Below are 25357 nucleotides of genomic sequence, written 5' to 3'. Positions count from 1 at the left end.
GAAACTCACTCTACCTTTTACCCAGAAATCAAGCTCATCTAAGCGGAGAAGAGCCAGGATTGTATGCCAAACGTGCCGACCCCTCGCAAAGGTTTAGTCGATGCGTGGTTCTTAGATGGCTTTGCTCCAAGCAAAAACCCTGAAATGTGGAATCAAAACCTATTCAACGGCATGGCCAAACTGGCAAAACAAGATTGCAGCTGTGCAACGTTTACCGCTGCCGGTTTTGTTCGCCGCGGTTTAATCGAAGCTGGCTTTGCGATGAAAAAAGTTAAAGGCTTTGGTACTAAGCGGGAAATGATTGCCGGGCGACTTGATGAGAAGCACGCTCACACCAACATTAAACCTTGGTATGGCCTTTCAGAGCACAGTGAATCACAAGACATTGCGATCATTGGTGGTGGTGTCGCCAGTGCTGCATTAGCCAAAACGCTAAGCCGACGTGGTAAAAACATCACCCTTTATTGTGAACACCCACAAGCAGCGGGCAATGCCTCTGGCAACAATCAAGGTGCCATTTATCCGCTACTCAGCGAAGCGACATCGAACGTGTCTCGCGTGTTTGGTCCAGGGTTACTGTTTGCTCGTCAGTTTATTAATCAGGCGGCACAATCTATTGAGTTTGACTACAGTTGGTGTGGCGTGAATATTCTGATGTGGGATGAAGGTTCCACTAAAAAGCTCAATCGCATGTTAGAAGGCAATTTCCACACAGATCTGATTCAGCGTTTATCGCCAGAACAAGCGAATGAAAAGATTGGCCTACCGGTTAATAAAGAGAGTGTTTACTTTCCACTGGGAGGTTGGTTAAGCCCTCTCCAACTGACTCAAGGTTTGATTGGCAGGTTAGAAGAGACCAACCAAGTGAGCGCGCACTATCAACATCAAGTAACGCAACTTGAATGGTTAGAAACAGAACAGCAATGGTTGCTGACACTTGAGACACCTCAAGGTGAGATTCAAACCAAGCACGACCAAGTAGTTGTCGCGAACGGACACAAATTCACTCAGTTTGAACAAACTCGCCCCGTACCTCTGACGCCAGTTAAAGGGCAAGTGAGCCATATCCCGAGCACAGAAAACCTCAGTCAACTAAAAACGGTGTTGTGTTTTGATGGTTATTTGACGCCACAGAACCCAAACAATGGGCATCACTGTATTGGTGCGAACTACGACAAAACCAATATCGACCAAGAATTTGATATTGAGGTTCAGCAGCACAATGGCGAGCGCCTACATGGGTCGTTACCAGACCAAGCATGGACAAAAGATGTCGACACCAGTGACAACTTAGCGCGCCAAGGTATCCGAAGCGTAAGCCGTGACCACCTTCCGTTTGTCGGAAACGTTGGTGACTTTGAAGCCATTAAGGAGCAGTACCAAGACCTGCACAACTTCAACCCGCAGCGTGACTCGGTTGAGGATGTTGAAACGGTAACAAGCTTCCCTAACCTATACTGCTTTATCGGGCTAGGCTCACGTGGCTTGAGCTCTGCACCATTATTGGCCGAAGTGTTAGCATCACAGATCTGTGGCGATCCGCTGCCCTTGCCTGTTGATGTGCTTGAGGCGATTCACCCAAGTCGAATGTGGGTACGCAGACTGCGTAAAGGTAAGGCATTAACGGCTGGATGGGTTGCAGACAAGCACTCTAAATCAAATTCATAGTTTCTAGTTCAGCTATTCTGAACATCTGAAGTTTCTGAATATCAGAAATATCTAAAACTAAAGGCTAAAAGCTAGAAAGCCCGAGCGACATTATGTCCCTCGGGCTTTTTGATGTTCGTGTTGCTCTAAACTGATGCTCTAAACGAAGCAGTATTTACAGCTTAGCAACCGCGTCTTTGATCTGTTGAGCAATCTCTTCGTTGCTGATAGAACCAGATTCAAAATCGAAGTTATTGTAGAAGCTTGGTACCGAAACTGACGCTTTTACGTTGCCGCCAAAGTATGGTGCTGAACCCGTTGCTGCACCTAGTACCGTTTGTGCGCCACCAGGGCCTGGTGATGTCGCTAAGTAAACCGCAGGTTTCTCGCCAAATACTGAACGCTCAATGCGTGTCGCCCAGTCAAATAGGTTTTTGTACGCCGCTGGGTAGTGGCCGTTGTGCTCAGCGAAAGAGATAACAAATGCGTCAGCTTCTGCTAGGTCACGTAAGAATGCTTGAGCACCTTCCGCTTGACCAATCTCTTTTTCAGTGTCTTCACTGAACATAGGAACGTTGTAATCGTTGATGTTTAGAACTTTGACTTCAGCACCTTCAATCAAGTTAGCTGCGTAAGTTGCTAGAGTTTTGTTGATAGAGGTAGAGCTGGTGCTTGCGCCAAATGCGATAACTTTCATGATGTGACCTTTTCTGTGATTCCGTTAAGTGGGATTAGAATAACGTAGTCAGAAAATGGAACCATCACAAGGATTGAACGGACTCATTCAAAAAATTCGAATGAGTCTCAAATTATTGGTTCGCTCAAAAATGAGGAGGGAGAGTTGTGAGCGAATTACGGTAGACGAATAATGCTAAACGACTAAAATTAAGCTTGGTTTTGCAGCTCAACCCAAAGGTCATTAACGATCGTACGATCGGCTGGCGTCAATTCAGAACGTGCGTCTTCTAGGCTCTTCTCAATACGCAATTTAACTTCTGCTACGTCTTCAATACCGTCTTCTTCACATGAAGCTACTGAAAGAGAAATATGACCACGTAAGTAACCACCAGCAAACAGTTCATCATCTGATGCGTTTTCAATGCGAGCATCAATTAATTCAAGTAGTTTTTCTTCAAATTCGATAATCATAATATTCTCTTATTTCACAATAAATTGGCTAGTACATAAAGGTTCTACATCGTAGAAGCTGCGTAATGCTTCAGAGAGCATTTTCACGCGAGGCGGCAGACCAGCTTCAAAGATACCCATGACTTCGCTGTGTACTTTGTTCATAAAGGCCAAACGATCTGGCTCAAAATCGCCGTGTAGATTGTCACAGCTAACATTAAAAGGAAAGCCTGCGCTGGTCGCAATGATCCATTCATACGCTTGTGGGCGAATTTCCACTTTTTCAAACTCAGCTTGAACCGACTCTGTTCGGCCATCAGGCTCATACCAGTAACCAAAATCTTCCAATAAACGACGCTCAGGACCAGCCACACACCAGTGCGCTATCTCGTGAAGTGCTGAAGCATAAAAGCCACGAGCAAAAACGATACGGTGATGAGGAATCTCCTCATCGGCTGGCAGGTAAATAGGCTCGTCCGCTCCCAGTTCTAGCTTAGTATTGAAGCTCTCGAAAAAGGTTTGATTGAAAATGTCGATGATGTCTGGGTATTGGTGTGTCATAAGATCAAATTTAAGTAAAAAGAACTGGGGCATTTTGCGTTTTTTTAAGCGCTCGGTAAAGCCCTATCACTGGCAATGACATTAGGTTCATCATAATACTTTACGATGACAATCGATTGCTGATCCCAGATTACACCACTTTGAGGTGAATGATTAGTTTAGCTAATCTGAAATGCCTATTCACGGTACAAATATTCATTCGTCAATCAGCGTTTTTACTACTACACTCGCGCTTCATTTTTATATCCCTATGGCCTATAAGACTCCAATTTATAGACCTAAATTATAGAGCTACAGCAATGCTACTAAGTGTTTTGTATATCATTGGCATCACGGCAGAAGCCATGACCGGTGCTCTCAGTGCTGGCAAACAAAAAATGGATTGGTTTGGTGTAATGCTGGTTGCGAGTGCAACGGCAATTGGCGGAGGTACAGTAAGAGATATTTTACTCGGCCATTACCCTTTAGGCTGGGTTGAAAACCCCCAGTATCTGGCGATCACTTGTATTGCTGGTGTTATCACAACGGGATTAGCCAAATGGGTAATCAAGCTAAAAGGCTTGTTCATTCGTTTGGATGCGTTGGGGCTTATCGTATTTAGTATCATTGGTACTAAAGTAGCGATGACCATGGGTCTGCACCCAATGATTTGTATGGTGTCTGCATTAGTGACTGGCGTGTTTGGTGGCCTGCTGCGCGATCTTATCTGTCGTCAAACGCCACTAGTCTTGCATGAAGAGTTGTACGCATCTGTCGCCCTTGTCGCTTCAGGCTTGTACTTAGGTCTTCTTGAACTAGGCATAAACGATGTGACCGCGACGATCGTGACATTGGTTGTAGGCTATTTACTGCGCATGGCAGCAGTGAGATTCAAATGGCGCTTGCCTTCGTTCCAGCTTGATCCGGAAAGCTCTGTGCATTAGATAATATATTTTCAATGACGCAGAATATAAAAAGGGTTGCTTCATTACGAAGCAACCCTTTTTGATTTCTCTCAAATCAGTTTCAAATCGGTTCTGAATAAAACGAAGCAGAACTAGATTTTTGGCGTTTCTGTTGTCACACCAAAGTTTTGACCACGATGACGCAGCAAGTGATCAAGCAATACAATCGCTAACATCGCTTCTGCGATAGGCACTGCACGAATACCAACACATGGGTCGTGACGACCTTTAGTGATTAGCTGTGTTGCTTCACCGTCTTTAGTGATGGTGTCACCAGGTACAGTAATGCTTGATGTTGGCTTAAGTGCAATACTTGCCACAATATCTTGGCCAGTAGAAATACCGCCTAAGATACCGCCAGCGTGGTTGCTACTGAAGCCTTCTGGAGTTAATGGATCACGGTGTTCACTACCGCGTTGGTTGACGACATCGAAGCCATCACCAATCTCAACACCTTTCACCGCATTGATGCTCATTAGAGCGTGCGCGATGTCTGCATCTAGACGATCAAAGATTGGCTCACCAAGGCCTACAGGCACTTTAGTCGCAACCACTTGAATCTTCGCACCGATCGAGTTGCCTTCTTTTAGCAAGTCACGAATCAGTTGGTCAAATTCAGGCACTTTGTCGGCATCAGGGCAGAAGAAAGCGTTGTTTTCGATCTCGTTCCAATCCACTTTATCAATTGAGATATCACCCATTTGAGAAAGATAAGCTTGGATTTCAACACCAAATTCTTGCTTAAGGTATTTCTTCGCAATCGCACCTGCCGCAACACGCATTGCAGTTTCACGAGCAGAAGAGCGACCGCCACCTCGGTAATCACGCACACCGTACTTTTGATGGTAGGTATAATCAGCGTGGCCAGGGCGGAACTTGTCTTTAATTTCGGAATAGTCTTTAGAGCGTTGGTCTGTATTTTCAATCAATAGACCAATAGAAGTACCCGTAGTTTGGCCTTCAAATACACCTGATAAGATTTTCACTTCATCCGCTTCACGGCGAGCCGTTGTATAACGAGAAGTACCTGGGCGACGACGATCCAAATCTCTTTGAAGGTCTGCTTCGGTAATTTCTAATCCTGGTGGGCATCCATCTACGATACATCCTAGTGCGATACCGTGACTTTCTCCGAACGTAGTCACGCGGAAATGTTGTCCGATACTGTTTCCTGCCATTACTTCCTCTAAATCAGCCATTGAGCAGAAGGTTTGATTCCTAAACCTACGGGCTAACAGCTTTACTTGTCTATTCTTCGTGAATTCATATTGGCTTTATTACCAAATGATGTAAACCCCAAAAAACCAACAATTTTAACTTTCTATTACATCAGCCGAATGAAATGAATAACGAGGGGAAATGAGTGGCGATCGGAGATGATTGTTTTTATTATGGTGAGAAAGCAAAAAACCCGACAACTCAGAGAGTTATCGGGTTTCTTTAAATAGTGGTACGCCCTGAAGGATTCGAACCTTCGACCACCTCCTTAGAAGGGAGGTGCTCTATCCAGCTGAGCTAAGGGCGCGCTACAGGAAAGGATTATACGAATTCGAATCAGTAAAGCAACGGCTTTGTGTAACATTCTGATCCAAGTGAGTAAAAAAAGGGCAATGAGATTATAAGTGTTGGAAAATAGAACAAAGCAAACGTTTGCTTGATGGTAATCAAAAAGATTTTCTGGAATAATGCGCCAAAAACATCAGCCACTAACTTGAATATCAATACTAAGGAAATTCATGACTGCTCAAAATATTGATGGAAAGCTAATTTCTCAAACGGTTCGCTCTGAAGTTGCGGCTCGTGTAAAAGCTCGCACTCAAGCTGGATTACGCGCTCCGGGCCTAGCGGTTGTTTTAGTGGGTGAAGACCCTGCTTCTCAGGTTTACGTAGGAAGTAAACGTAAAGCATGTGAAGAAGTTGGCTTCGTATCTAAATCTTACGACTTGCCAGCCACTGCGACAGAAGACGAATTATTAACACTGGTAGACCAACTGAACGAAGACCCGGAGATTGACGGTATTCTTGTTCAACTTCCTCTACCAGCTGGTATTGATAGCACTCAAGTTCTTGAGCGCATCACGCCGGAAAAAGACGTTGATGGCTTCCACCCATACAACGTAGGTCGTTTGGCTCAGCGTATGCCTAAGCTTCGCTCTTGTACGCCTAAAGGCATCATTACGCTGCTTGACCGTTATAACATCGACTTACGTGGCAAACACGCGGTTGTGGTTGGCGCATCAAACATCGTAGGTCGCCCAATGACGTTAGAGCTTCTTCTAGCCGGTTGTACGACGACAACATGTCACCGCTTCACCAAAGACCTTGAGGGTCATGTACGTCAAGCAGATGTTGTTGTGGTAGCAGTTGGTAAGCCTAACTTCATTCCTGGTGCTTGGATTAAGAAAGGGGCTGTTGTGGTCGATGTAGGCATCAACCGTTTGGAATCTGGCAAACTCGTTGGCGACGTTGAATACGATGTCGCGAAAGAGAGCGCAAGCTTCATCACACCAGTTCCGGGTGGTGTTGGTCCAATGACTGTAGCAAGCCTAATTGAGAACACAATGATCGCTTGTGAGCAGTTTCACTCGAAATAGTCCGCAATGACAGCTTCGATAGTAATACCGTTGGCATGAATTGCCTCGCCCTAGAGTAAAACAAGCTAGAGCAGAATTAGAAAGCCGCAACGTGATGAACGTTGCGGCTTTTTTGAATCAGGGCAACTCGCTTCTGATGCAGTGCTCGTTGCTACTTATCTGGTATCTCGATTTTTTCCGTCTGTTCAGAAGGCGGCAATAAACTAATGATCGCACACTCCGTTGATATGAGTTTTTCCAAATCAGAACCTTGTGTTACTAAACGGAAATCACCACCAGTAATCACACCGAGTGGAATCGCTTTAGGATACAGCGCGTTAAACTCATTAAGGTCAAACGCATCGGTCAATCCCGTGCTCTTAATTTGGCTGCCTTGAGCCATCAAGGAGTTAAGCTTGGAATAGGTAATTCCTTCCGAAAACAGGCTTCTGTTACCATCTCGGCTCACTGAATGCCTTTCGTGTTTAGTTTCTGTCGATTCAAGCTCAAACACCTTATTTTCACCAAACTCATCTTGATAATGCATGCTGACTAATGGATTGGTTTGACGATAAGGCGAGACGATCATCGCGCGCCCTATCCCGTCCAATTCCAGATTATTTTCCGCGTGGCTTGAGGCTGGATTACCAAAATAGACACTCAGGTTATCCATACGCGCCAAACGAATGCTTTCCCAGTTGGTATCGGCAAGTACACTGTTGATGTTGTGTGTCGCCAGCACCTTGGCAAACTGTCTTGCAAAATGAGTCGCGCCAAAGAAGATAACCCCTTGCGCTTTCTCTTGAGTCACACCCAACCTTCTCGCCCACCAACTTGCGGTAAGGCTTTGAATCACAACCGTACCGATGATGACCAAGAACACCATTGGCACCAGTAGATCAGCCCCTTCAATCAATTGCTTCTCTTGAAGTTTGATAGCAAACAGAGAAGAAACTGCGGCAGCAACGATCCCGCGAGGTGCCATCCAGCTCAAAAACCATTTATCTGCTGAAGTAAGATCCGTGCCGATCCCGCTGATCCACACGCTCAAAGGACGAGCCACCAGCATGACGACCGCTAATAAGCCAATACCGCCCCAACCTATCGAAAGGAAAGTCCCAGAATCAAGTCGACTCGCCAGTAAGATAAACAAGGCAGAAATGAGTAACACGGTTAGGGTCTCTTTGAACTCAATAATATCTTCAAGATCCAAGCCTTTCACGTTGGCGAGCCAGATACCCATGATGGTCACGGTTAATAGGCCAGACTCTTCACTCAGATCATTAGAAAAAGAGAATGCCGCCAACATCAACGTCAAGACTGCCACGTTACGCAAATAGTGCGGAACCCAATGCCCTTTCAGCATCTTGGCAATCAAATAGCCACCGATGATCCCTAAGCCTAAACCGATGGCTAGAGTCAGCCCCAAAGCCGACAGTACATGGCTTGTAGGATCGGCTGAAGAAACAATGTATTCGTAAACGAGAACGGCAAACAGAGCGCCAATCGGATCTATCACTATCCCTTCCCAGCGCAAGATGCTGCCTAACGAAGATTTGGGCTGAATGCTGCGCAGCATGGGAACAATAACGGTTGGACCCGTCACCACCACTAAGGCAGCAAACAGCGCGGCTAATGGCCAACTGAAGTCCACAAAGTAATAAGCACCAACAACAATACACGCCCAAGTAATCAGCATGCCGAAACTCACGAGGTGCGTCACCATACGACCATGACCTCTTATTTCCTTGAAATTCAGGGTCAATGCACCTTCAAACAGAATAATAGCGACACCTAATGAAATCAGCGGAAATAGCACGTCACCAAAAATGGCATCGGGATTAAGGATGTTAAGACCGGGACCTAAAAGTAGGCCGACAATAAGAAGAGGAAGAATAGCAGGAAGACGTAAGCGCCAGCCTAACAATTGACACGTTAAGGACAGCAGTCCAATTAACGCCAAGGATGAAGTAATCGACAAATCCATTTGTGCCCCTAAAAAATTTGCACCACACCTTGTGATACAAACCTATTTGCTGAAACAAGAAAGCCTATGTCATTAAACTATAGGCTCTCTTTTTCGTGCTAACCGAATATTAGTGTGATTAATCAGTCACTTTACTATAGGGGAAATAAAGTGACTGACTCATCCACTCTGTACTTATTATCTAGCTACAGAGAAAGCACCACGCCAGCGATCGCAGCGCTCATTAAGTTGGCAAGCACACCCGCACAAATCGCTTTGAAGCCATATTGTGAGATGAAAGAGCGACGCTCTGGAACTAAGCTACCCAAACCGCCAATCAGAATCGCCATGGTAGAGATGTTAGCAAAACCACATAGTGCAAAAGTAACGATCGCTTTTGAGTGCTCACTCAGTGCATCTTTTACGTCCATTAACTGGATGAAAGCTACAAATTCGTTCACAACAATCTTATTACCGATCAGCGAACCTGCAACCACAGCTTCAGACCACGGTACACCGATCAGCCATGCAACGGGTGCGAACACATAACCTAGGATAAGTTCGAAGCTTAGGTTTACGCCAAACCAGCCACCAACAATACCTAACAAGCCATTCAGCATCGCAATCACACTGATAAAGGCTAGAAGTGTCGCACCCACCGCAACGGCAATACGAAGTCCAGACATAGCCCCATCTGCCATTGCCTCAACTACGTTTGTTGCTCGTGGAATCTCTACACCAGACTCAATATCTTCTTGAACATCCTCTGGGCTGCCTGGTACTAAGATTTTAGCCATCAATAGACCGGCTGGTGCCGACATGAATGCCGCAGCGATCAGATAGTTTAGGTCAACACCCAGCGATGCATAACCCACTAGCGTGCCGCCAGCAACAGAAGCCAAACCACATACCATCACAGCAAACAGTTGTGAGTCCGTCATATGTTTTAGGTAAGGCTTAACCACCAATGGCGCTTCGATCATGCCAACAAAAATGTTTGCCGTTGCAGACAGTGACTCCGCACGACCTGTGCCTAGAAACTTCTGCAAAGCACCGCCGATTATGTTGATCACCTTTGGCATAAAGCCGATGTGATACAAACCTGAAATCAATGCAGAGAAAAAGATAATGATGCCGAGAACATTAATAGCGAAAACAAATCCGTTATTCGTTAGGCCACCGAATAGGAAGTTAATCCCCTCTTGACCGTAGTTGATCAAGCTAGACACCGCACCAGTAGCTGCATTCAGCGCTTCTTTACCCATTGGCACATAAAGAACCAATAGCGCGAATGAGATTTGCAGTAAGAAAGCCAAAGAGACAGTTCTTAGCGGGATATTTTTTCTGTCCGTAGATAGTAACCAAGCGGCTACTAAAATAGTGATAATTCCAAGTAGGGAAGCCATATGCGTCAACCTAAAAGTTGTAGGTAGGAAAGGCGACGCATTGTATAGAGGAAATCGTTTGCGGCAAGGTGCGGTTGTTAATGTGATGTTGGGATTATCAGCAACTTGCCCAAGATTAGATTAAAGCATTGAATTTTAATGGATTAACTTGTTCAAAAAGCATACTTTTTCCATATGGAAATTATATTTATGAATTAGGAAACAATTAACGATGCAGCTCAACGCAAGTTTTGAGGTTTTTGTCCCAATACGTCGGCGAACCAACATGCTGTTTGATGAACTCAATCACTGCTGAAAGCTTCTTTGGCATGTTCTTTCGACTCGGATAGACGGCATAGAATGGCATCAACTGACTGGCTCTCCATTCTGGTAATACTTGGATTAACTTGCCTGTTCTAAACTCCTCTTTGACTAAATAAGTCGCCAAATAAGCAACACCCCACCCAGATACAGCTGCGTCTCGTACCGCCTCAGCCAAATCCACCGAGTAATCGCCCGCCACTTTGACACTGAGGTTTTCTTGCCCGTTATCAAACGCCCATGACGTGTAGTCTCGTTCACGGCTGCGATAGATAAGACAGTTATGGTCAATCAGATCAGATGGCACATGAGGAGTACCAGCTTTAATCAGATAATCCGGTGATGCGGCTACCACAAATTGGCTGTCGGCTAAACGCTGCGCTATATAACCTTCTGGCAGGTCTTCATTATTGGTGATCCAAAGATCCAAGCGCTCCTCAATCATATCCACTTTGTAATCGAACAAATGCACTTCAATTCTCAGCTGCGGATAGAGCTGTCTGAGCTGATCAATCGCTGGAATGATATGCAGTGTGCCAAATGACTGAGACAAGCCTATGCGGAATATTCCAGAAATGTCGTCACGCTGGCTATCCATATCCATTTGAGCCGCTTTCACCGTATTGAACAGCTGCTCACAATGTTGATAGAACACTTCCCCTGCTTCAGTTAGTGTCAGGCTGCGTGTGGTTCGTTGCACCAGCTTGATACCTATCGAATCCTCGAGCAAAGCAACTTGCTTACTGATGTGAGACACCGACACATTCAAACTTTTTGCTGCACTGGTAAAGCCTTCATGCTTGATTAACGCATGGAATATCACCATCTGTGCGGCTCTATCTGTTAGCACAAGGCCACCTTTAAAAATCTCTGAAATATAAAAGAAAAAGGACTCCGAAGAGTCCTTTAGTTCGTTCTGCCTATGGTAGGCCAAATGCTATTCAAAGCGACCTAAATCTGTTAATCAAATTAGGTCGATTAATCAAACTTAATTCTGTCTGCTAAGTGGCTAACTGCCAAAGCAAAGTAGTAAGAACGATTCCACTTCATTAACACATTGTAGTTGTTGTAAATGAGGTAAGAACGGCCAGTTTCATCGTCTGGCATAATTAGCCAAGCTTTAATATCTTCATCAAGCGTTGGTAGTGGGCGATCGTCAAAGCGCTTAATACCGAGCTCAGACCACTCTTTTAAGTATTTCGCTTTGTCTTCGCCTCGGCCTTGCATTTCAATAGACACAGTCGACGGTACGTGAACCTGACGGCCCCAAGTATATTTGTCATCCCAACCCGATTGGCTGAGATAATTCGCCGCTGAAGCAAATACATCCTCTTCAGTACCCCAAATATCTTTCTTGCCGTCGCCGTTACCGTCAGCGGCATAAGCTAAGAATGAGCTTGGCATAAACTGAGGCTGCCCCATCGCACCAGCCCAGGATCCTTTCATCTCTTGTGGTGCAATATGACCTTGATCAAGAATCTTCAACGCCGCCATCGCTTCACTACGGAAGAAGGCTTCTCTACGTCCTTCATAGGCCATAGTCGTGAGAGCATCAATAACACTGTAGTTACCCGTGAACTTACCAAAGTTACTCTCAACACCCCATAGCGCGACAATGAATCTTGGTTGAACACCATATTCATCACCAATGCGCTTCAACGCTGAATAATGCTTCTTATAGAGCGATCTCGCCTGCTTCACTTTCCAATCTGGAACCGCGCGTGGAATGTATTCATCCAGAGTCAGTTTTTTCTCAGGTTGATTCTTATCGGCTTTCACCGCTCTTGGCTTAAACGTCACACCATCAAAGGCCTGATCAATGATCGTTTCAGAGATGCCTTCTGCACGGCCTTGTTGCTTTAGTTTCTCTACATATTGCTCAAAGCTCAGCTCTTCAGCCTGAACTGAACCAATCGTCAGGCTATTACCCAATAGTAAGGCCGACACAGCCAATATGGTTTTCGAAAATTTACTCAACGATCACTCCTCCCTGAATTAAGGTAGCTATCACTCTTCGTCTTGAACGTTTTGCTGAGCTTTACGCTCTTTATGAAGTTCAAGTTCATTAACCGGTGGTGGCGGAACCTGCAAAAAGAAACCATCGGTGTTCAGTGATTCTCTCACTTTATCGATGTTCACTTGCGCCAGTTTACGGCCATCCATTTTAATTACCATTACAAAACTAGGTTTACCAAACATTTGCATCAATGCGTCAGGAACTTGTGAGAAATCATCCTTCTTAGGGATATAAAGGTATGTTCCTTCTTTCTTTGAACTTTTATATATAGAACACAGCATGACAAACCTTTTTATTGTTTATGACTACAAAACTCTCACTTACGAGATCAATAGTTTATGTTAAGGGAAATATTGGGAACAAAACGTTCATTTGACAACAAGATTACTTGCTGTGCTTGGTTTGGGAATATAACATGATAAACCAAGTTTCAGGCAACGCCCTTTATTTTATTGATAAAGAAATTGTACCAATCCGCTATTGAGGTCCTGTAGTTTTCGATGTCTAGTAATCCAGATCTAAAAGGTAGCAGTTTTACGCTATCTGTTTTGCACTTATCCGATGATCAAGTCGAAAATGCGGTGTCTTTTCTTCAAGAAAAAGTAAACCAAGCTCCCACTTTTTTCGCTGCTGCGCCTGTTGTTATCAATATTAGCAAAGTCGCGGGTGATATCGATTTTGTGCAACTGAAAGAGGGTATATCTCAAGCGGGCATGATCCCAGTAGGTGTGGCTGGTTGTTCGGATAAACGTATGCAGAACCTAGCGAAAGAAGCTGGTTTTGCAGTGATGACAGCCAGTAAATCGCCTTCTCAAGCTCCAGCGAAGATGGCTCCGATAAAAGTGGTGAGAACGCCTATTCGTTCTGGTCAGCAAGTGTATGCAAAAGATGGCGATCTATTGATCCTCAGCCATGTGAGTGCTGGCGCAGAAGTCATAGCCGATGGCAGCATCCATATCCATGGTACTTTACGCGGTCGTGCGATTGCAGGCGCGAGTGGTCAAACTGAAGCAAAAATAATTTGTAACGATTTACAAGCCGAGCTGGTTTCCATTGCTGGAAATTACTGGCTCAGCGATCAAATTGAAAGCGAGTACTGGCAGAAGAAAACCATGTTCAGTATGGCAAACGATGTATTACACGTTGATGTCCTCGCAATATAAGAGAAATAAAAAGGAAAACAAAATGGCACGCATTATCGTTGTAACGTCAGGTAAAGGCGGGGTAGGCAAAACGACCTCCAGTGCAGCTATTGCCTCAGGCTTAGCTTTAAAAGGGAAGAAAACCGCAGTTATCGACTTTGATATCGGTCTGCGTAACCTAGATTTAATCATGGGTTGTGAGCGTCGTGTTGTGTACGACTTCGTTAACGTTATCAATGGCGAAGCGACACTGAACCAAGCGATGATCAAAGACAAGCGCACAGAGAATCTATTCATTCTTCCGGCTTCTCAAACTCGTGATAAAGATGCACTAACAAAAGATGGTGTTCGTCGTGTATTTGATGAACTAGATGAAATGGGCTTTGATTTCATCATCTGTGATTCTCCTGCAGGTATCGAGCAAGGCGCTCTGATGGCGCTTTACTTTGCTGATGAAGCGATTGTTACGACTAACCCAGAAGTTTCTTCTGTACGCGATTCAGACCGTATTCTCGGTATTCTTGATTCTAAGTCTCGTCGTTCAGAAGATGGCTTAGAACCAGTGAAAACGCACCTTTTACTGACTCGCTACAACCCAGCACGTGTAACTCAAGGTGAGATGCTAAGTGTTGAAGACGTTGAAGAGATTCTTCACATCTCTCTACTGGGTGTCATCCCAGAGAGCCAAGCAGTACTGAACGCGTCGAACAAAGGTGTTCCAGTTATTTTTGACGAAGCAACCGATGCAGGTATGGCTTACAATGATACTGTAGAGCGACTACTGGGTAGCCAAGTGGACTTCCGTTTCTTAACGGAACAGAAGAAAGGCATCTTCAAAAGACTGTTCGGGGGCTAATTCGCAATGTCATTACTAGAGTTTTTTAGACCACAAAAAAAGACAACCGCAAACCTAGCTAAAGAGCGTTTGCAGATCATTGTTGCCGAGCGACGCAGCCATGACGACCCAGCACCGTCTTATCTGCCGCAACTAAAAGAAGACATCTTGAAGTGTATTGCGAAGTACGTTGACGTCGATCCATCAATGGTTGATCTGACTTTCGAACACAAAGATGACGACATCTCAGTATTAGAACTGAACGTCAAACTTCCAGAAGAAGACCGATAAGCAGAGCTCGAGCTGTGCTTATCACGATTCAATAAAAAAGAGAGCCTAGGCTCTCTTTTTTGGTATTTGAACTTGTGTCTAAACGCTATAAAAGATTAAGAATTCTGCATACGCTTTTTCAGTCGAGCTAAATCAATTTCACTAGAGCGAACAGTCAACTTAATACACTCGTAATCGTACTCTTCTTTAACCACACTCATGTTTGAGCGAATCTCGCCGATAATGCCTTGTCCAGAATAAGGGATAGTGATCTCTTCTTCGATCATACCTTCTTCAGCAACACCAACGATGTACTTGTGCAGTTTCGTAATATCTAGCGGATCACGAGTCGACGTTAGCATCGCATCTGGGAATTCTTCGATCAGCTCTAATTGCTGTTCTTCAGTCAATCTATCGCACTTATTCAGCACTAATAGTTTTTCGCTGCCTTCAACACCCACTTGTGCTAATACGTCGTGTACCACATCAAGTTGTGCGCGGAATGAAACATCAGAAGCATCAACCACATAAAGCAACAATGAAGCATCGTGCGCTTCTGCTAGCGTTGAGTGGAATGATGCAACCAGATCGTGTGGCAATTTCTTGATGAAACCCACTGTATCTGAAACCAGAATACGCGGTTGAGTAATCGGCTGAAGCGCACGAACCGTCGTATCTAGCGTTGCGAACAGTTTATCTTCACCCACCACTTCGGTTGCGGTCATTGCACGCATCATCGAAGACTTACCGGCATTGGTGTAGCCAACTAAAGCAACAGTGAAAAGCTCCGCGCGCCTTGTGCGTCGGGTCTTCATTTCATCTTGTACGCTTACTAGCTCACGCTTAAGCGCAGCAATTTGGTCACGTACGTTACGACGGTCTAGCTCTAGTGAAGTTTCACCGGCGCCCTGACCCATTTGACGCTCTTTATCGCCCTCAGCCGTTTCACGAAGACGTGGCACTAAGTAGTTTAAACGAGCAATATCAACTTGCAGACGAGCAGTACGAGTACGAGCGTGGCGGCTAAAGATTTCGATGATGATGCCAGTACGGTCAAATACTTCCACACCCAAACTCGCCTCAACAGTACGCATTTGAGATGGACTTAAATCACAGTCAAATACCACAACATCAGCGGCACCGTATTGGAAATTGCCCGTTGGAAGATCATCAAAATCTAGCTCATCGATTTCAGAATCAAACAAACCCGACTCATCAAGAAAGTCTTCATCTTCAGCTTCTTCAATAGAGCCTTGGTAACCAGTTAGATGTGCAATTTCGGCGAGCTTACCTGCACCCAACACATTCTGTCTTTGAGATGAACTGTGGTGTTGCGATTGCGTACCGACGACTTTAAACCCTAGGGTTGTCACTAAGCGAGCAAGTTCGGCAAGAGACTCTTTTGCTTCGTCACCTTTAAAATCCGGTGTCGTAATAGAAATAAGTAAAGCGTTATTCGCCGCTGGTTTTGCTGTTAGTTTCATGTTTTATTCTGTCTATGCACCAAAGTGCAACCTAGTATTTGATCTAAAGTAGTGTGATCCTACGCGTTTCTACGTCAGCTTTATAGAGCTAAGGGATACTAAATCAAGATATTATTGCAGTAGAAGCATATATATCGTTTATCCCTCTGTTTTTATAAGGGATAAAAAGCAAGTATAGACAACGAAAAAGGCAGCATCACGTTACTTATTAGTAGTTGGTGATACTGCCTTTGATTTAGACATGAACTTTGATTGTTAAACTAACTCAGCAACTAGAAGTTAGAAGTCGATTCTCGCTTCGGTTTGAGCATCGAAGAATACCGCCTTTGATAAGTCAAAATGCAGTGGTGCCATTTGCCCAACGGACACTTCAAATTCTGGCGATAAGCGACACGCGACTTCTTGGTCATTCACTTTAACCATCGCAATAGTATCTGGCCCTGTCGGTTCCAATACCTCTAGCTGTAAGTCTAGCTTTGTAGAGGCAGAAACATCGTCACCCTGCTGCTCGGTAATGTGCTCAGGACGCAGCCCTATCACCAATTCTTTGCCATCTTGGTCACGCATGCTCTGTGGCAATCGAATGTGGTGTTCTTGCTCTGCCGTGCCAGTTACTTTGATGATCGGATTCTGTTCCTCATCCAAGTCCACCATGGTTTTAATGAAGTTCATTGATGGTGAGCCCATAAAGCCCGCTACGAACATATTGTTTGGCTTGGTGTAGATCTCTTGTGGTGTGCCTAACTGCTGCAGTTCACCGTCTTTCATTACTGCGATGCGATCAGCGAGAGTCATCGCTTCGATCTGATCATGGGTTACATAAACAATCGTGGTATTCAGCTTCTGGTGCAGACGCTTTATCTGATGACGCATCTCAACACGTAACTTGGCATCCAGGTTTGAAAGCGGCTCATCAAATAGATACAGCTTAGGACGACGAGCTAGAGCGCGTCCCATCGCGACACGTTGACGCTGACCACCAGAAAGCTGCGACGGTTTACGATCAAGCAACTGTTCGATTTGCAGCATTTCCGCTACTCGGTTTACCTCTGCATCGATCTCTTGTTGCGGCATCTTACGAATCTTCAAACCGAAAGCGATATTGCCGCGTACCGTCATATTGGGATAAAGCGCGTAAGACTGGAATACCATCGCAATGTCGCGGTCTTTAGGTTCAACCTGAGCCACGTCAACACCATCAATCACGATTTCACCCGAACTAATATTTTCGAGCCCAGCAATGGTGTTCATTAGGGTGGACTTTCCACACCCCGAAGGGCCGACAAGTATCAAAAATTCCCCCGAATCGATACTGATGTCGATGCCCTTTAACGTTTCGTTGTCCGCGTTGCGATAGGTTTTACGGATCTGTTTTAAATCTAATGTTGCCATGGGTAATTATCCTTTTACTGATCCTGCCGTTAGGCCACGAACAAAATATTTTCCTGCGAAGACATACACCAACAGCGTTGGCAGTGCAGCGATGATCGCGGCAGCCATGTCGACGTTATATTCTTTAACGCCAGTGCTGGTATTGACTAGGTTGTTTAATGCCACGGTGATCGGCTGAGTCTCTGAGCCGGAATAGACCACTCCGAACAAGAAGTCATTCCAAATCGCGGTGAACTGCCAGATCACCGTCACCATGATGATTGGTGTCGAGATCGGTAATAAGATCTTGAAGAAAATCGTAAAGAAGCCAGCACCATCGAGCTTTGCCGCCTTGATCAATTCATCAGGAATCGAGATGTAGAAGTTACGGAAAAACAGTGTGGTAAACGCCATGCCGTAGATAACGTGCACAATCACCAAGCCGATAGTTGTGTTAGCCAAACCCATTTTTCCTAACATGGTTGCCATTGGAAGCAACACCACTTGGAATGGAATAAAGCAGCCAAACAACAACAAGCTGAAGAACAGGTTCGATCCTCTGAACTGCCATTTCGTCACGACATAGCCATTGAATGCACCCAACAATGTTGAAATCGCAACCGCAGGAATCACCATTTGGAACGAGTTCCAGAAGTAGCCTTTGATGCCTTCACATTTCACGCCCGTACAGGCGGTATCCCACGCTTTATACCAAGCATCGAACACCCACTCTTTCGGCAAGCTCATCAAGTTACCCGCCTTGATATCAGGCAAGGTTTTGAATGACGTCAGCGCCATGACGAACAATGGCATTAGGTACACTAAACAGAAGAAAAGCAGTGCTGAATAAATAAAGATTCGAGCAAAATTGATGTTATTCATCATGACTTTTTCTCCCTAAGTTCAGAGTAAAGATAAGGCACGAGAATCGCTAAGATACCAGCAAGCATCATCATGGCACTGGCAGCACCAAGGCCAATTTGTCCGCGAGTAAAGGAGTGTGCGTACATAAATAGCGCAGGAAGATCCGATGAATAACCGGGGCCACCTGCCGTCATTGCGGTCACAAGGTCGAAGCTCTTAATCGCAATGTGCGACGTAATGATCACCGCACTGAAGACCACTGGGCGCAAACAAGGCAGAATGATTTTGAGATAGATGGTAGGTAAGCTTGCCCCATCAATTTGCGCCGCTTTAATGATTGAAGAATCGATGCCACGCAGACCTGCTAAGAACATCGCCATCACAAACCCTGAAGACTGCCAAAGTGCCGCGATAACCAAGGTATACACCGACATTTCGGAGTCGACTAGCCAATCAAATTTGAAGTCAGTAAATCCCCAATCTTGCATCAGTTTTTCAATGCCAAGACCCGGATTAAGAATCCATTTCCACGCCGTACCCGTCACAATGAATGACAACGCCATTGGGTAGAGATAGATGGTACGAATCGCCCCTTCTTGACGGATATTCTGGTCAAGCAATACCGCTAAACCAACACCAAGCAAGATGGCAATCGCCATGAATAGAAAACCAAACACACCGAGGTTGGTAATTGAGGTGATCCAGCGATCGTTATCCATCAGCTTTTCATATTGGGTTAAACCAACGAAGTTAAAGCTAGGTAGAAATCGAGAGTTGGTGAACGACAGCGCTGCCGTCCAAAATATATAGCCGTAGATACACACCACGGTCACTAACGCAGTCGGCGCCAGTACAATTTTAGGTAACCAATGTTGCAACCTGTCAGCAAAACTCGGTTTCGGTGCAGGCTGGCTCCTTGTGGGTTTTGGAGTCGACTCAGTCAAAACATGCTCCATAACTTATCCTTGTTGCACAATCGAGCCAATGGCTTACCTTTCGGCACCACATCAGCATCACGCATATCAGAATTGGGAGTGAAGAGCAGATAGGCTCCCTACGAGCCTACCCACCCTGGGGGTTCGATAAAGCAACACAGCCCGTCACTCACGTGCGTTGTGTGTCACTTATCAAGTTAGATTAGATAGCCGCTTTCACTGCTTTTGCTAACTTAGCTGCCGCTTGTTTAGGATCGGCATCTTTCTCGTTGAAGAAGTTGGTCACTACGTCATAGATAGCGCCTTGAGCATAGCTTGTTGTTGCTAGGCCGTGAGCCATACTCGGAACAAGATCGCCCGATTCAGCACTCGCTTTGAAGGTAGCCATTGAATCCAACGCACATTGGTCGAATTTAGACATGTCCATATCTAGACGTACAGGGATAGAACCTTTGTTAAGGTTGAAGACTTCTTGGAAATCCTTGGTAAGAATGGTTTTTGCTAGGTCTTGCTGCGCTTTTTGGTTCTCTTTGTCACTTAACTCGAAGAACGCAAAGCTATCGATATTGAAGGTAAATTGGCCGTCAGTACCCGGTGCTGGTGCACAAATGTAGTCTTTACCTGGCACTTTGCCTGCCGCAGTAAATTCACCTTTCGCCCAGTCACCCATGATCTGCATCGCGGCTTCGCCATTAATAACCATTGAAGTTGCGACGTTCCAATCACGACCTGGAGAGTTGCTGTCGATGTAATCACGCATCTTTTTGAACTTGGTGAACACTTCCACCATTTTGTCGCCAGATAATACGTCCATATCAAGATCAACGAACGCTTTGTTGTAATCTTCACTGCCTAATACATCAAGTGCTACGGCTTCGAATACGGTCGCATCTTGCCAAGGTTGACCACCGTGAGCCAGTGGAATGAAGCCAGCCGCTTTAATCTTGTCTGCAGCAACAAAGAACTCATCTAATGTCGTTGGAACTGTCACACCCGATTTTTCTAAAACAACAGGGTTTGCCCAAAGCCAGTTAACACGGTGAACGTTGACAGGAACTGCCACATATTCACCATCCCACTTCATCACTTTAGTCACTACTTCTGGTAGTAGTTCATCCCATTGTTCTTGTTTAGCAGTCGCATCGAGAGACGTTAGAAAACCTAAACCACCCCACTCCTGAATATCATGACCTTTAATCTGCGCTGCAGAAGGTGGATTGCCCGATACTGCTCGCGTTTTCAAAACAGTCATCGCACTTTCACCGCCGCCACCAGCAACTGCGAAGTCTTTCCAAGTATGGCCTTGTTGTTCAATCATCTCTTTCAGTACGGCAGCGGATTTCGCTTCGCCACCGGCAGTCCACCAGTGGAGCACTTCCACTTCACCAGCTTGAGAAAATGTTGAGGCAGCAAGAAGAGATAGAGTAAGTAGGGTTTTATTGATTTTCATTATTATCTTCCATGTTTAGCGGACTCGACGTCCGGTTCATTAAAGAGTCTACTTATTCTGACTGGTAAGATTGAAACAAAAGGTAAGCCCAATGTAACAGGATTGTTACACTACACTTCTAAGCCTGTTGGGATATAGACTTTGACTTCCAAGCCACCTTGAGAGGAGTTGCGAATAATGAGATCTCCACCGTGTCCGTGCAGGATATTTCGGCAGATCCCGAGGCCAAGTCCGTGTCCTTGATCATCCGTTGCTAGCCTAAAATAGGGTTCAAAAACCATCTCTAACTTGTCTTCAGGAATGCCATTCCCACGGTCTTGAATAGTCACGACAACCCAAAGCTCATCACCACTAACTTCCACGACAGCTGATGAACCATACTTAACCGCGTTGTCAATTAAGTTGGTCAGTACACGCTTAATCGCCAGTGGTTTCGCGACTAATGGCTCAATGACGACCGGCTCAAACTCAACTTTTGTCTGATACTGGTTATGAGATTCAATAACAGAAAGTACCATTTCGTTGAGGTCAATAATGGCATTATTCTCGTGTAGATCGGTGTCTCTTACCGCTTGCAAAGCACCTTTGACCATCATCTCGAGCTCATCGAGATCTTTATTGAATTTGTCTTTCTTTACTTCACTCTCCAACAACTCTGCACGCAATCTTAGACGTGTTATTGGTGTCTTTAAGTCATGGGAGATCGCAGAAAAAAGGTGCTCTCGGTCGGCAACATAGCGACGAATCCGTTGCTGCATGCGATTAAAGGCTCGGGTTGCGGTGACCAGTTCAGTCGCCCCTTCTTCGTTTAGCGGAGGCTGCTGAATATCCATGCTCATCTCATTAGCCGCTCTTGCTAACTTTTTAAGAGGACGTACTTGACGACGAATCATCAAATAAGTCAAAACCAATAGAATGAGTGTCGAGGAAACTAAGAAAATTACTTGCTCACGACCGAGAATCGTATCGTCGAGTTTTACATATGGCGCTGGCAACAACGCAGCGATATAAACCCATTCGTGGCTGGTTAATTCTATTTGAACCACCAGAATTGGCGGATTAAGAGGCTCTAACGTTAAAGTATGATGTGCCCACGATCGCGGGAGATCGCTCAAGTAGATGTCATTTTTAAGCAAGCGAAGATGTTCAGGGCGAGAGAAATCCACCCGAACTGATTCGACTTTATTGAGCTTGCTACTTAAAACACTTTCTATCGCTTCTATCGATGCGGTTTTTAGTCGGGTATCCGGGATCGGTTCGACAATCAAAGCCTCTTTATTGAAAGAAACAAAGAAACGCGTACCACCCATATTGCGGATTTGATCCAACACGATATGACGATATTTAACGGGTAGAGATTGAAAAAAAGTCACCGTTGAAGCAAACATGTTCGCCATACTCGACGAAGCAGAACGAATCCCTTCCAGCTCTTTGTGTTTTGATTCGCTATACCATATAGACGTTGCGATGCCCTGAGCTATTACCACGGCTAACAGCGTCAACAATAAGGTTCTTGCGACTAACGAATTTGGTTTCAACCAACTCATCCAGTTCATACGAGATATTTCATCCAGAATACTTCATTGGAAATACTTTATTTGCGTTACTTGATTAACAGTAGGTCATGCTTAGTGTTCATACTGAACCGGCACAGCAAGAATGTAGCCATTACCGCGCATGGTTTTGATGTAGTGAGGATATTTACCACTGTCGCCCAGTCGGCTTCTCAGGCGGCTAAGCTGTACGTCAATGCCACGTTCAAAAGGCAGCGCTTCACGGCCTCTGGTAGCGAAAGATATTGTGTCACGGTCGAGAACTTCGTTAGGACGAGTTAAGAACAACATCAACAAAGAAAAGTCACTGCCCGACAAGTCCATCTCTTCTGAGTTTTCGTTGTGATAGATTCGGTGCGCGAGCGTATCGAGCGTCCAATCACCAAAAATAATCTGCTTTGGCAGTGCATCACTTGGCTTGTCGTCCACCACTTGAACACGGCGTAATAGCGCTTTGATTCGAGCCATTAACTGACGAGGGCTAAACGGCTTCGCGATGTAATCATCTGCACCAATTTCTAAGCCGATAATCTGATCGGTTTCATCCGATACCGCTGTCAACATAATGATAGGCACATTGGATTGTTTTCGGACTCGCTGACACAAGGTAAAACCGTCGTCACCGGGTAGCATCACATCAAGCAGAATCAGGTCTGGATAACCATTGTTTTGCAGATGAGTTTCGAGTTCAACACCATCTCCCACCGAAGAAACATCGAAACCCGATTTTGTGAGGTACTCTTCCAGCAGCTCGCAGATTTCTTGATCATCATCCACCACGAGAATTCGAGTATTTGTTGGCATCGCCCAAACCTATTAAATTTACAACTTATTCACATAGTGTATAGGCTGGCCGATTATTTGATTATTGACATGTTTGTAAAGTTAGACGAACAAACAGATAAAGATCACATCTTAGTGACCTCTACCTGTACTTAGCGACTCAAAGAATCATAGGAGGTTAAGAGGAACAGCTGATTTCCATTGCTTTGCCCCACTCAGGCGGCAAGGCAGCAAGATGTTCGTAGTCAGGATGTTCCGCATAAGGGTCTGCCAGCACCACCATTAGTGCATCAATATCGCTGCTATCACCGCGCTCAGCTTTATCTATCGCAAGCTGGGCTAGGTAGTTTCTGAGGATGTATTTCGGGTTTACTTGTCGCATTTTTTCACAGCGATCGGCCACTGAACTCTCTTCCAATTCACAGCGTTGCAAGTAGTTATTCACCCATAGCTTTGCGGCCTCGCGGTCGATAACCAAATCAATCACGTCTTGCGGCGGCAATGTATCTAGGTTCGACAACGTTCTAAAGAATCTTGGGTAGTCGACTTTGTTTTGTGACATCAGTTCGAACATAGATTCAAACAAGCGACTGTCACCTTCGTGTTTCGAAAGCAATCCTAACTTACGGCGCATCAGCTGACTGAAATAACCGTTCATTTGTGGTTCGTACTGTTCTAACGCGGCCTCTAAATCGGCTTTATCCACCAGCGGCGAAAGAGAATGAGCCAGTGCCGACAAATTCCATAATCCAATTCTAGGCTGCTGATTAAAGGCATAACGACCTTGATAGTCGGAGTGATTACAGATCAAGCGAGGATCATATTCATCTAAGAAGGCGAACGGGCCATAATCGAAGGTTTGCCCTATGATAGACATGTTATCGGTGTTCATCACCCCATGAGCAAAACCATTCGCTTGCCACAGCGCGACCATTTCTGCAGTACGATCAACAATCTGATTAAACATAGCAGCGTAGGGTTTCTCTTCATCGAGGCATTTCGGGAAGTGCCATTCAATGACTTTGTCGGCCAGCAACTTATGCTCAGCCAACTGATTGGTATAGAACAGATGTTCAAAGTGACCGAAACGAATATGTGACTCAGCAGCACGCACCAGCAATGCGCCCCACTCTTGCTTCTCTCGATAAACGGGTGTGTCGCTAGTCATCATCGCCAATGCGCGAGTGGTTGGAATATTAAGCCCTGCCATCGCTTCGCTACATAAGTACTCACGAACGGTTGATCGAATAACAGCACGACCATCGCCCATACGAGAATAGGGCGTTTTACCCGCACCTTTAAGGTGTAAGTCGAACGTTTCACCACTTTTCGCGACAACTTGAGCTAATAACAGCCCTCTTCCATCACCTAAATCGGGGTTATAAGAGCCAAACTGATGGCCTGCGTATTTCATTGCTACTGGCGAGAATTGCTCAGGTTCAACATTGCCCGACAACGTCTCAAGCAATTCCTCTGAGGCGCCCTCAAATGACGGAAAGCCGAGTTCATCCGCAAGGTTATGGTTCCATGCGAGCCATTGAACATTGTTTAGCGGTGTAGGTTGAATTGGGGTATAGAACAATCGAGGTAATGCCGTAAATCGATTGTTAAATGAAATAGAATCCCAGACAGACATGAGAGATACACTGTAGATAAAAGATAACTTAAGATTATCACAGTTTGATAACAACTTCAGATCAGGTAATGCAGTGAGTCTATTGAGATAAAGGGGGCTAATCAGACAAAGAGATTATTCAGAGAAAAGGTTACTGAGAGGAAGGTACAGCTAAGAAAAGGTTAAGTGGCTAGCCTGATGAGAAGAGCCACATTTACGAGTGTAAGAGTTCTAACTTTGAAGACTTTTTGAAAAGTATATTCATAATAAAACTGAAAATATAGAGCCATGAAGCTGACTACATTAGAGCAAGAATACCCAGAAGAGAAAGGGTAGAGAAAATCCAAGTACGACTGATTACGCCAAAATTACTGTGTTGAATCATTTCTTGATGCTGCATATATCTCTCCTGAGAATGTGATGGTGTAACACCAATATATCGACTTTATGCCGATATCAGCAAGCACATTAATATTAACCTTTTATTACAGCCTGAATAATTTTCTGTAACTA

General features: G+C 45.0%; 22 protein-coding genes, 1 tRNA gene and 1 pseudogene. 6 read left to right on the top strand and 18 right to left on the bottom strand.

Features of this window, described 5'->3' with window-relative positions; genetic code table 11:
- Positions 1-54: 54 nt before the first annotated feature.
- Positions 55-1668, top strand: a pseudogene (gene mnmC / locus ACED25_RS13585) (FAD-dependent 5-carboxymethylaminomethyl-2-thiouridine(34) oxidoreductase MnmC); the annotation flags it as partial.
- A gap of 154 nt (positions 1669-1822) precedes the next feature.
- Here mnmC and ACED25_RS13580 read toward each other — a convergent pair.
- The 3 genes from ACED25_RS13580 to ACED25_RS13570 all read right to left on the bottom strand — a co-directional run bounded on the left by ACED25_RS13580 (position 1823) and on the right by ACED25_RS13570 (position 3336).
- Positions 1823-2344 carry an NADPH-dependent FMN reductase gene (locus ACED25_RS13580; RefSeq protein WP_371695451.1) on the bottom strand — a complete coding sequence of 174 codons (522 nt, stop codon included), beginning with the start codon at positions 2342-2344 and terminating at the stop codon, positions 1823-1825.
- 188 nt (positions 2345-2532) lie between these two features.
- Positions 2533-2796, bottom strand: a complete 264-nt coding sequence (locus ACED25_RS13575) for a YfcL family protein (RefSeq protein ID WP_009848738.1) — start codon at positions 2794-2796, stop codon at positions 2533-2535.
- A 9-nt stretch (positions 2797-2805) separates the two neighbouring features.
- Positions 2806-3336, bottom strand: a complete 531-nt coding sequence (locus tag ACED25_RS13570) for an elongation factor P hydroxylase (RefSeq protein ID WP_029225616.1) — start codon at positions 3334-3336, stop codon at positions 2806-2808.
- Between the two features lie 299 nt (positions 3337-3635).
- Between ACED25_RS13570 and ACED25_RS13565 the strand changes: the two genes are divergently transcribed.
- A complete protein-coding gene (locus ACED25_RS13565) occupies positions 3636-4259 on the top strand; it encodes a trimeric intracellular cation channel family protein (protein ID WP_004734183.1) in 624 nt (207 codons plus the stop codon).
- Positions 4260-4372: 113 nt separating this feature from the next.
- Here the strand turns inward: ACED25_RS13565 and aroC are convergent, their stop codons facing one another.
- Positions 4373-5458 carry a chorismate synthase gene (aroC, locus tag ACED25_RS13560; RefSeq protein WP_004734182.1) on the bottom strand — a complete coding sequence of 362 codons (1086 nt, stop codon included), beginning with the start codon at positions 5456-5458 and terminating at the stop codon, positions 4373-4375.
- 270 nt (positions 5459-5728) lie between these two features.
- Positions 5729-5805, bottom strand: a tRNA-Arg gene (locus ACED25_RS13555).
- Between the two features lie 211 nt (positions 5806-6016).
- On the opposite strand from ACED25_RS13555, the gene folD reads away from it, so the two are divergent.
- A complete protein-coding gene (folD, locus tag ACED25_RS13550; RefSeq protein WP_012603477.1) occupies positions 6017-6874 on the top strand; it encodes a bifunctional methylenetetrahydrofolate dehydrogenase/methenyltetrahydrofolate cyclohydrolase FolD in 858 nt (285 codons plus the stop codon).
- A 151-nt stretch (positions 6875-7025) separates the two neighbouring features.
- Here the strand turns inward: folD and ACED25_RS13545 are convergent, their stop codons facing one another.
- From ACED25_RS13545 to ACED25_RS13525, 5 genes are all read right to left on the bottom strand, one after another.
- The gene (locus ACED25_RS13545) at positions 7026-8840 is read right to left on the bottom strand and encodes a cation:proton antiporter (RefSeq protein WP_371695450.1); all 1815 of its coding nucleotides are present in this window, start codon (positions 8838-8840) and stop codon (positions 7026-7028) included.
- A gap of 185 nt (positions 8841-9025) precedes the next feature.
- Positions 9026-10225, bottom strand: a complete 1200-nt coding sequence (locus tag ACED25_RS13540; protein ID WP_102249267.1) for a NupC/NupG family nucleoside CNT transporter — start codon at positions 10223-10225, stop codon at positions 9026-9028.
- A 205-nt stretch (positions 10226-10430) separates the two neighbouring features.
- On the bottom strand, positions 10431-11351 hold the full coding sequence (locus ACED25_RS13535) for a LysR family transcriptional regulator (RefSeq protein WP_009848494.1): 921 nt from the start codon (positions 11349-11351) through the stop codon (positions 10431-10433).
- 152 nt (positions 11352-11503) lie between these two features.
- Positions 11504-12502 carry a lytic transglycosylase domain-containing protein gene (locus tag ACED25_RS13530; protein ID WP_009848495.1) on the bottom strand — a complete coding sequence of 333 codons (999 nt, stop codon included), beginning with the start codon at positions 12500-12502 and terminating at the stop codon, positions 11504-11506.
- Between the two features lie 30 nt (positions 12503-12532).
- Complete coding sequence (locus tag ACED25_RS13525; protein WP_009848496.1) at positions 12533-12823, bottom strand: YcgL domain-containing protein; 291 nt, start codon at positions 12821-12823, stop codon at positions 12533-12535.
- Positions 12824-13042: 219 nt separating this feature from the next.
- On the opposite strand from ACED25_RS13525, the gene minC reads away from it, so the two are divergent.
- The 3 genes from minC to minE are packed head-to-tail and all read left to right on the top strand — an operon-like array spanning position 13043 to position 14810.
- A complete protein-coding gene (gene minC, locus ACED25_RS13520) occupies positions 13043-13705 on the top strand; it encodes a septum site-determining protein MinC (protein ID WP_009848497.1) in 663 nt (220 codons plus the stop codon).
- 22 nt (positions 13706-13727) lie between these two features.
- Positions 13728-14540 carry a septum site-determining protein MinD gene (gene minD / locus ACED25_RS13515; RefSeq protein WP_009848498.1) on the top strand — a complete coding sequence of 271 codons (813 nt, stop codon included), beginning with the start codon at positions 13728-13730 and terminating at the stop codon, positions 14538-14540.
- A 6-nt stretch (positions 14541-14546) separates the two neighbouring features.
- Complete coding sequence (gene minE, locus ACED25_RS13510; RefSeq protein ID WP_009848499.1) at positions 14547-14810, top strand: cell division topological specificity factor MinE; 264 nt, start codon at positions 14547-14549, stop codon at positions 14808-14810.
- Positions 14811-14905: 95 nt separating this feature from the next.
- On the opposite strand, the gene hflX is transcribed toward minE, so the two are convergent.
- From hflX to ACED25_RS13470, 8 genes are all read right to left on the bottom strand, one after another.
- Complete coding sequence (gene hflX / locus ACED25_RS13505) at positions 14906-16273, bottom strand: GTPase HflX (protein ID WP_012603471.1); 1368 nt, start codon at positions 16271-16273, stop codon at positions 14906-14908.
- Positions 16274-16552: 279 nt separating this feature from the next.
- On the bottom strand, positions 16553-17665 hold the full coding sequence (locus tag ACED25_RS13500) for an ABC transporter ATP-binding protein (protein WP_102515594.1): 1113 nt from the start codon (positions 17663-17665) through the stop codon (positions 16553-16555).
- Between the two features lie 6 nt (positions 17666-17671).
- Complete coding sequence (locus ACED25_RS13495) at positions 17672-18529, bottom strand: carbohydrate ABC transporter permease (RefSeq protein WP_009848502.1); 858 nt, start codon at positions 18527-18529, stop codon at positions 17672-17674.
- Positions 18526-19464 (bottom strand): carbohydrate ABC transporter permease, encoded by a 939-nt coding sequence (locus ACED25_RS13490; RefSeq protein WP_009848503.1) that lies wholly within the window; start codon positions 19462-19464, stop codon positions 18526-18528. Before ACED25_RS13490 ends, ACED25_RS13495 begins: the two co-directional genes overlap by 4 nt.
- Before the next feature lie 181 nt (positions 19465-19645).
- Positions 19646-20893 (bottom strand): ABC transporter substrate-binding protein, encoded by a 1248-nt coding sequence (locus ACED25_RS13485; RefSeq protein ID WP_012603467.1) that lies wholly within the window; start codon positions 20891-20893, stop codon positions 19646-19648.
- Positions 20894-21003: 110 nt separating this feature from the next.
- On the bottom strand, positions 21004-22449 hold the full coding sequence (locus tag ACED25_RS13480; protein ID WP_017104018.1) for an ATP-binding protein: 1446 nt from the start codon (positions 22447-22449) through the stop codon (positions 21004-21006).
- Positions 22450-22521: 72 nt separating this feature from the next.
- A complete protein-coding gene (locus ACED25_RS13475) occupies positions 22522-23250 on the bottom strand; it encodes a response regulator (RefSeq protein ID WP_017104017.1) in 729 nt (242 codons plus the stop codon).
- Between the two features lie 157 nt (positions 23251-23407).
- On the bottom strand, positions 23408-24865 hold the full coding sequence (locus ACED25_RS13470; protein WP_371695449.1) for a protein adenylyltransferase SelO: 1458 nt from the start codon (positions 24863-24865) through the stop codon (positions 23408-23410).
- Positions 24866-25357: the final 492 nt, after the last annotated feature.

Source organism: Vibrio sp. 1F263 (assembly GCF_041439035.1).
Taxonomy (GTDB): domain Bacteria; phylum Pseudomonadota; class Gammaproteobacteria; order Enterobacterales; family Vibrionaceae; genus Vibrio; species Vibrio tasmaniensis_A.
This window is presented reverse-complemented; position numbering and strand designations above follow the sequence as displayed.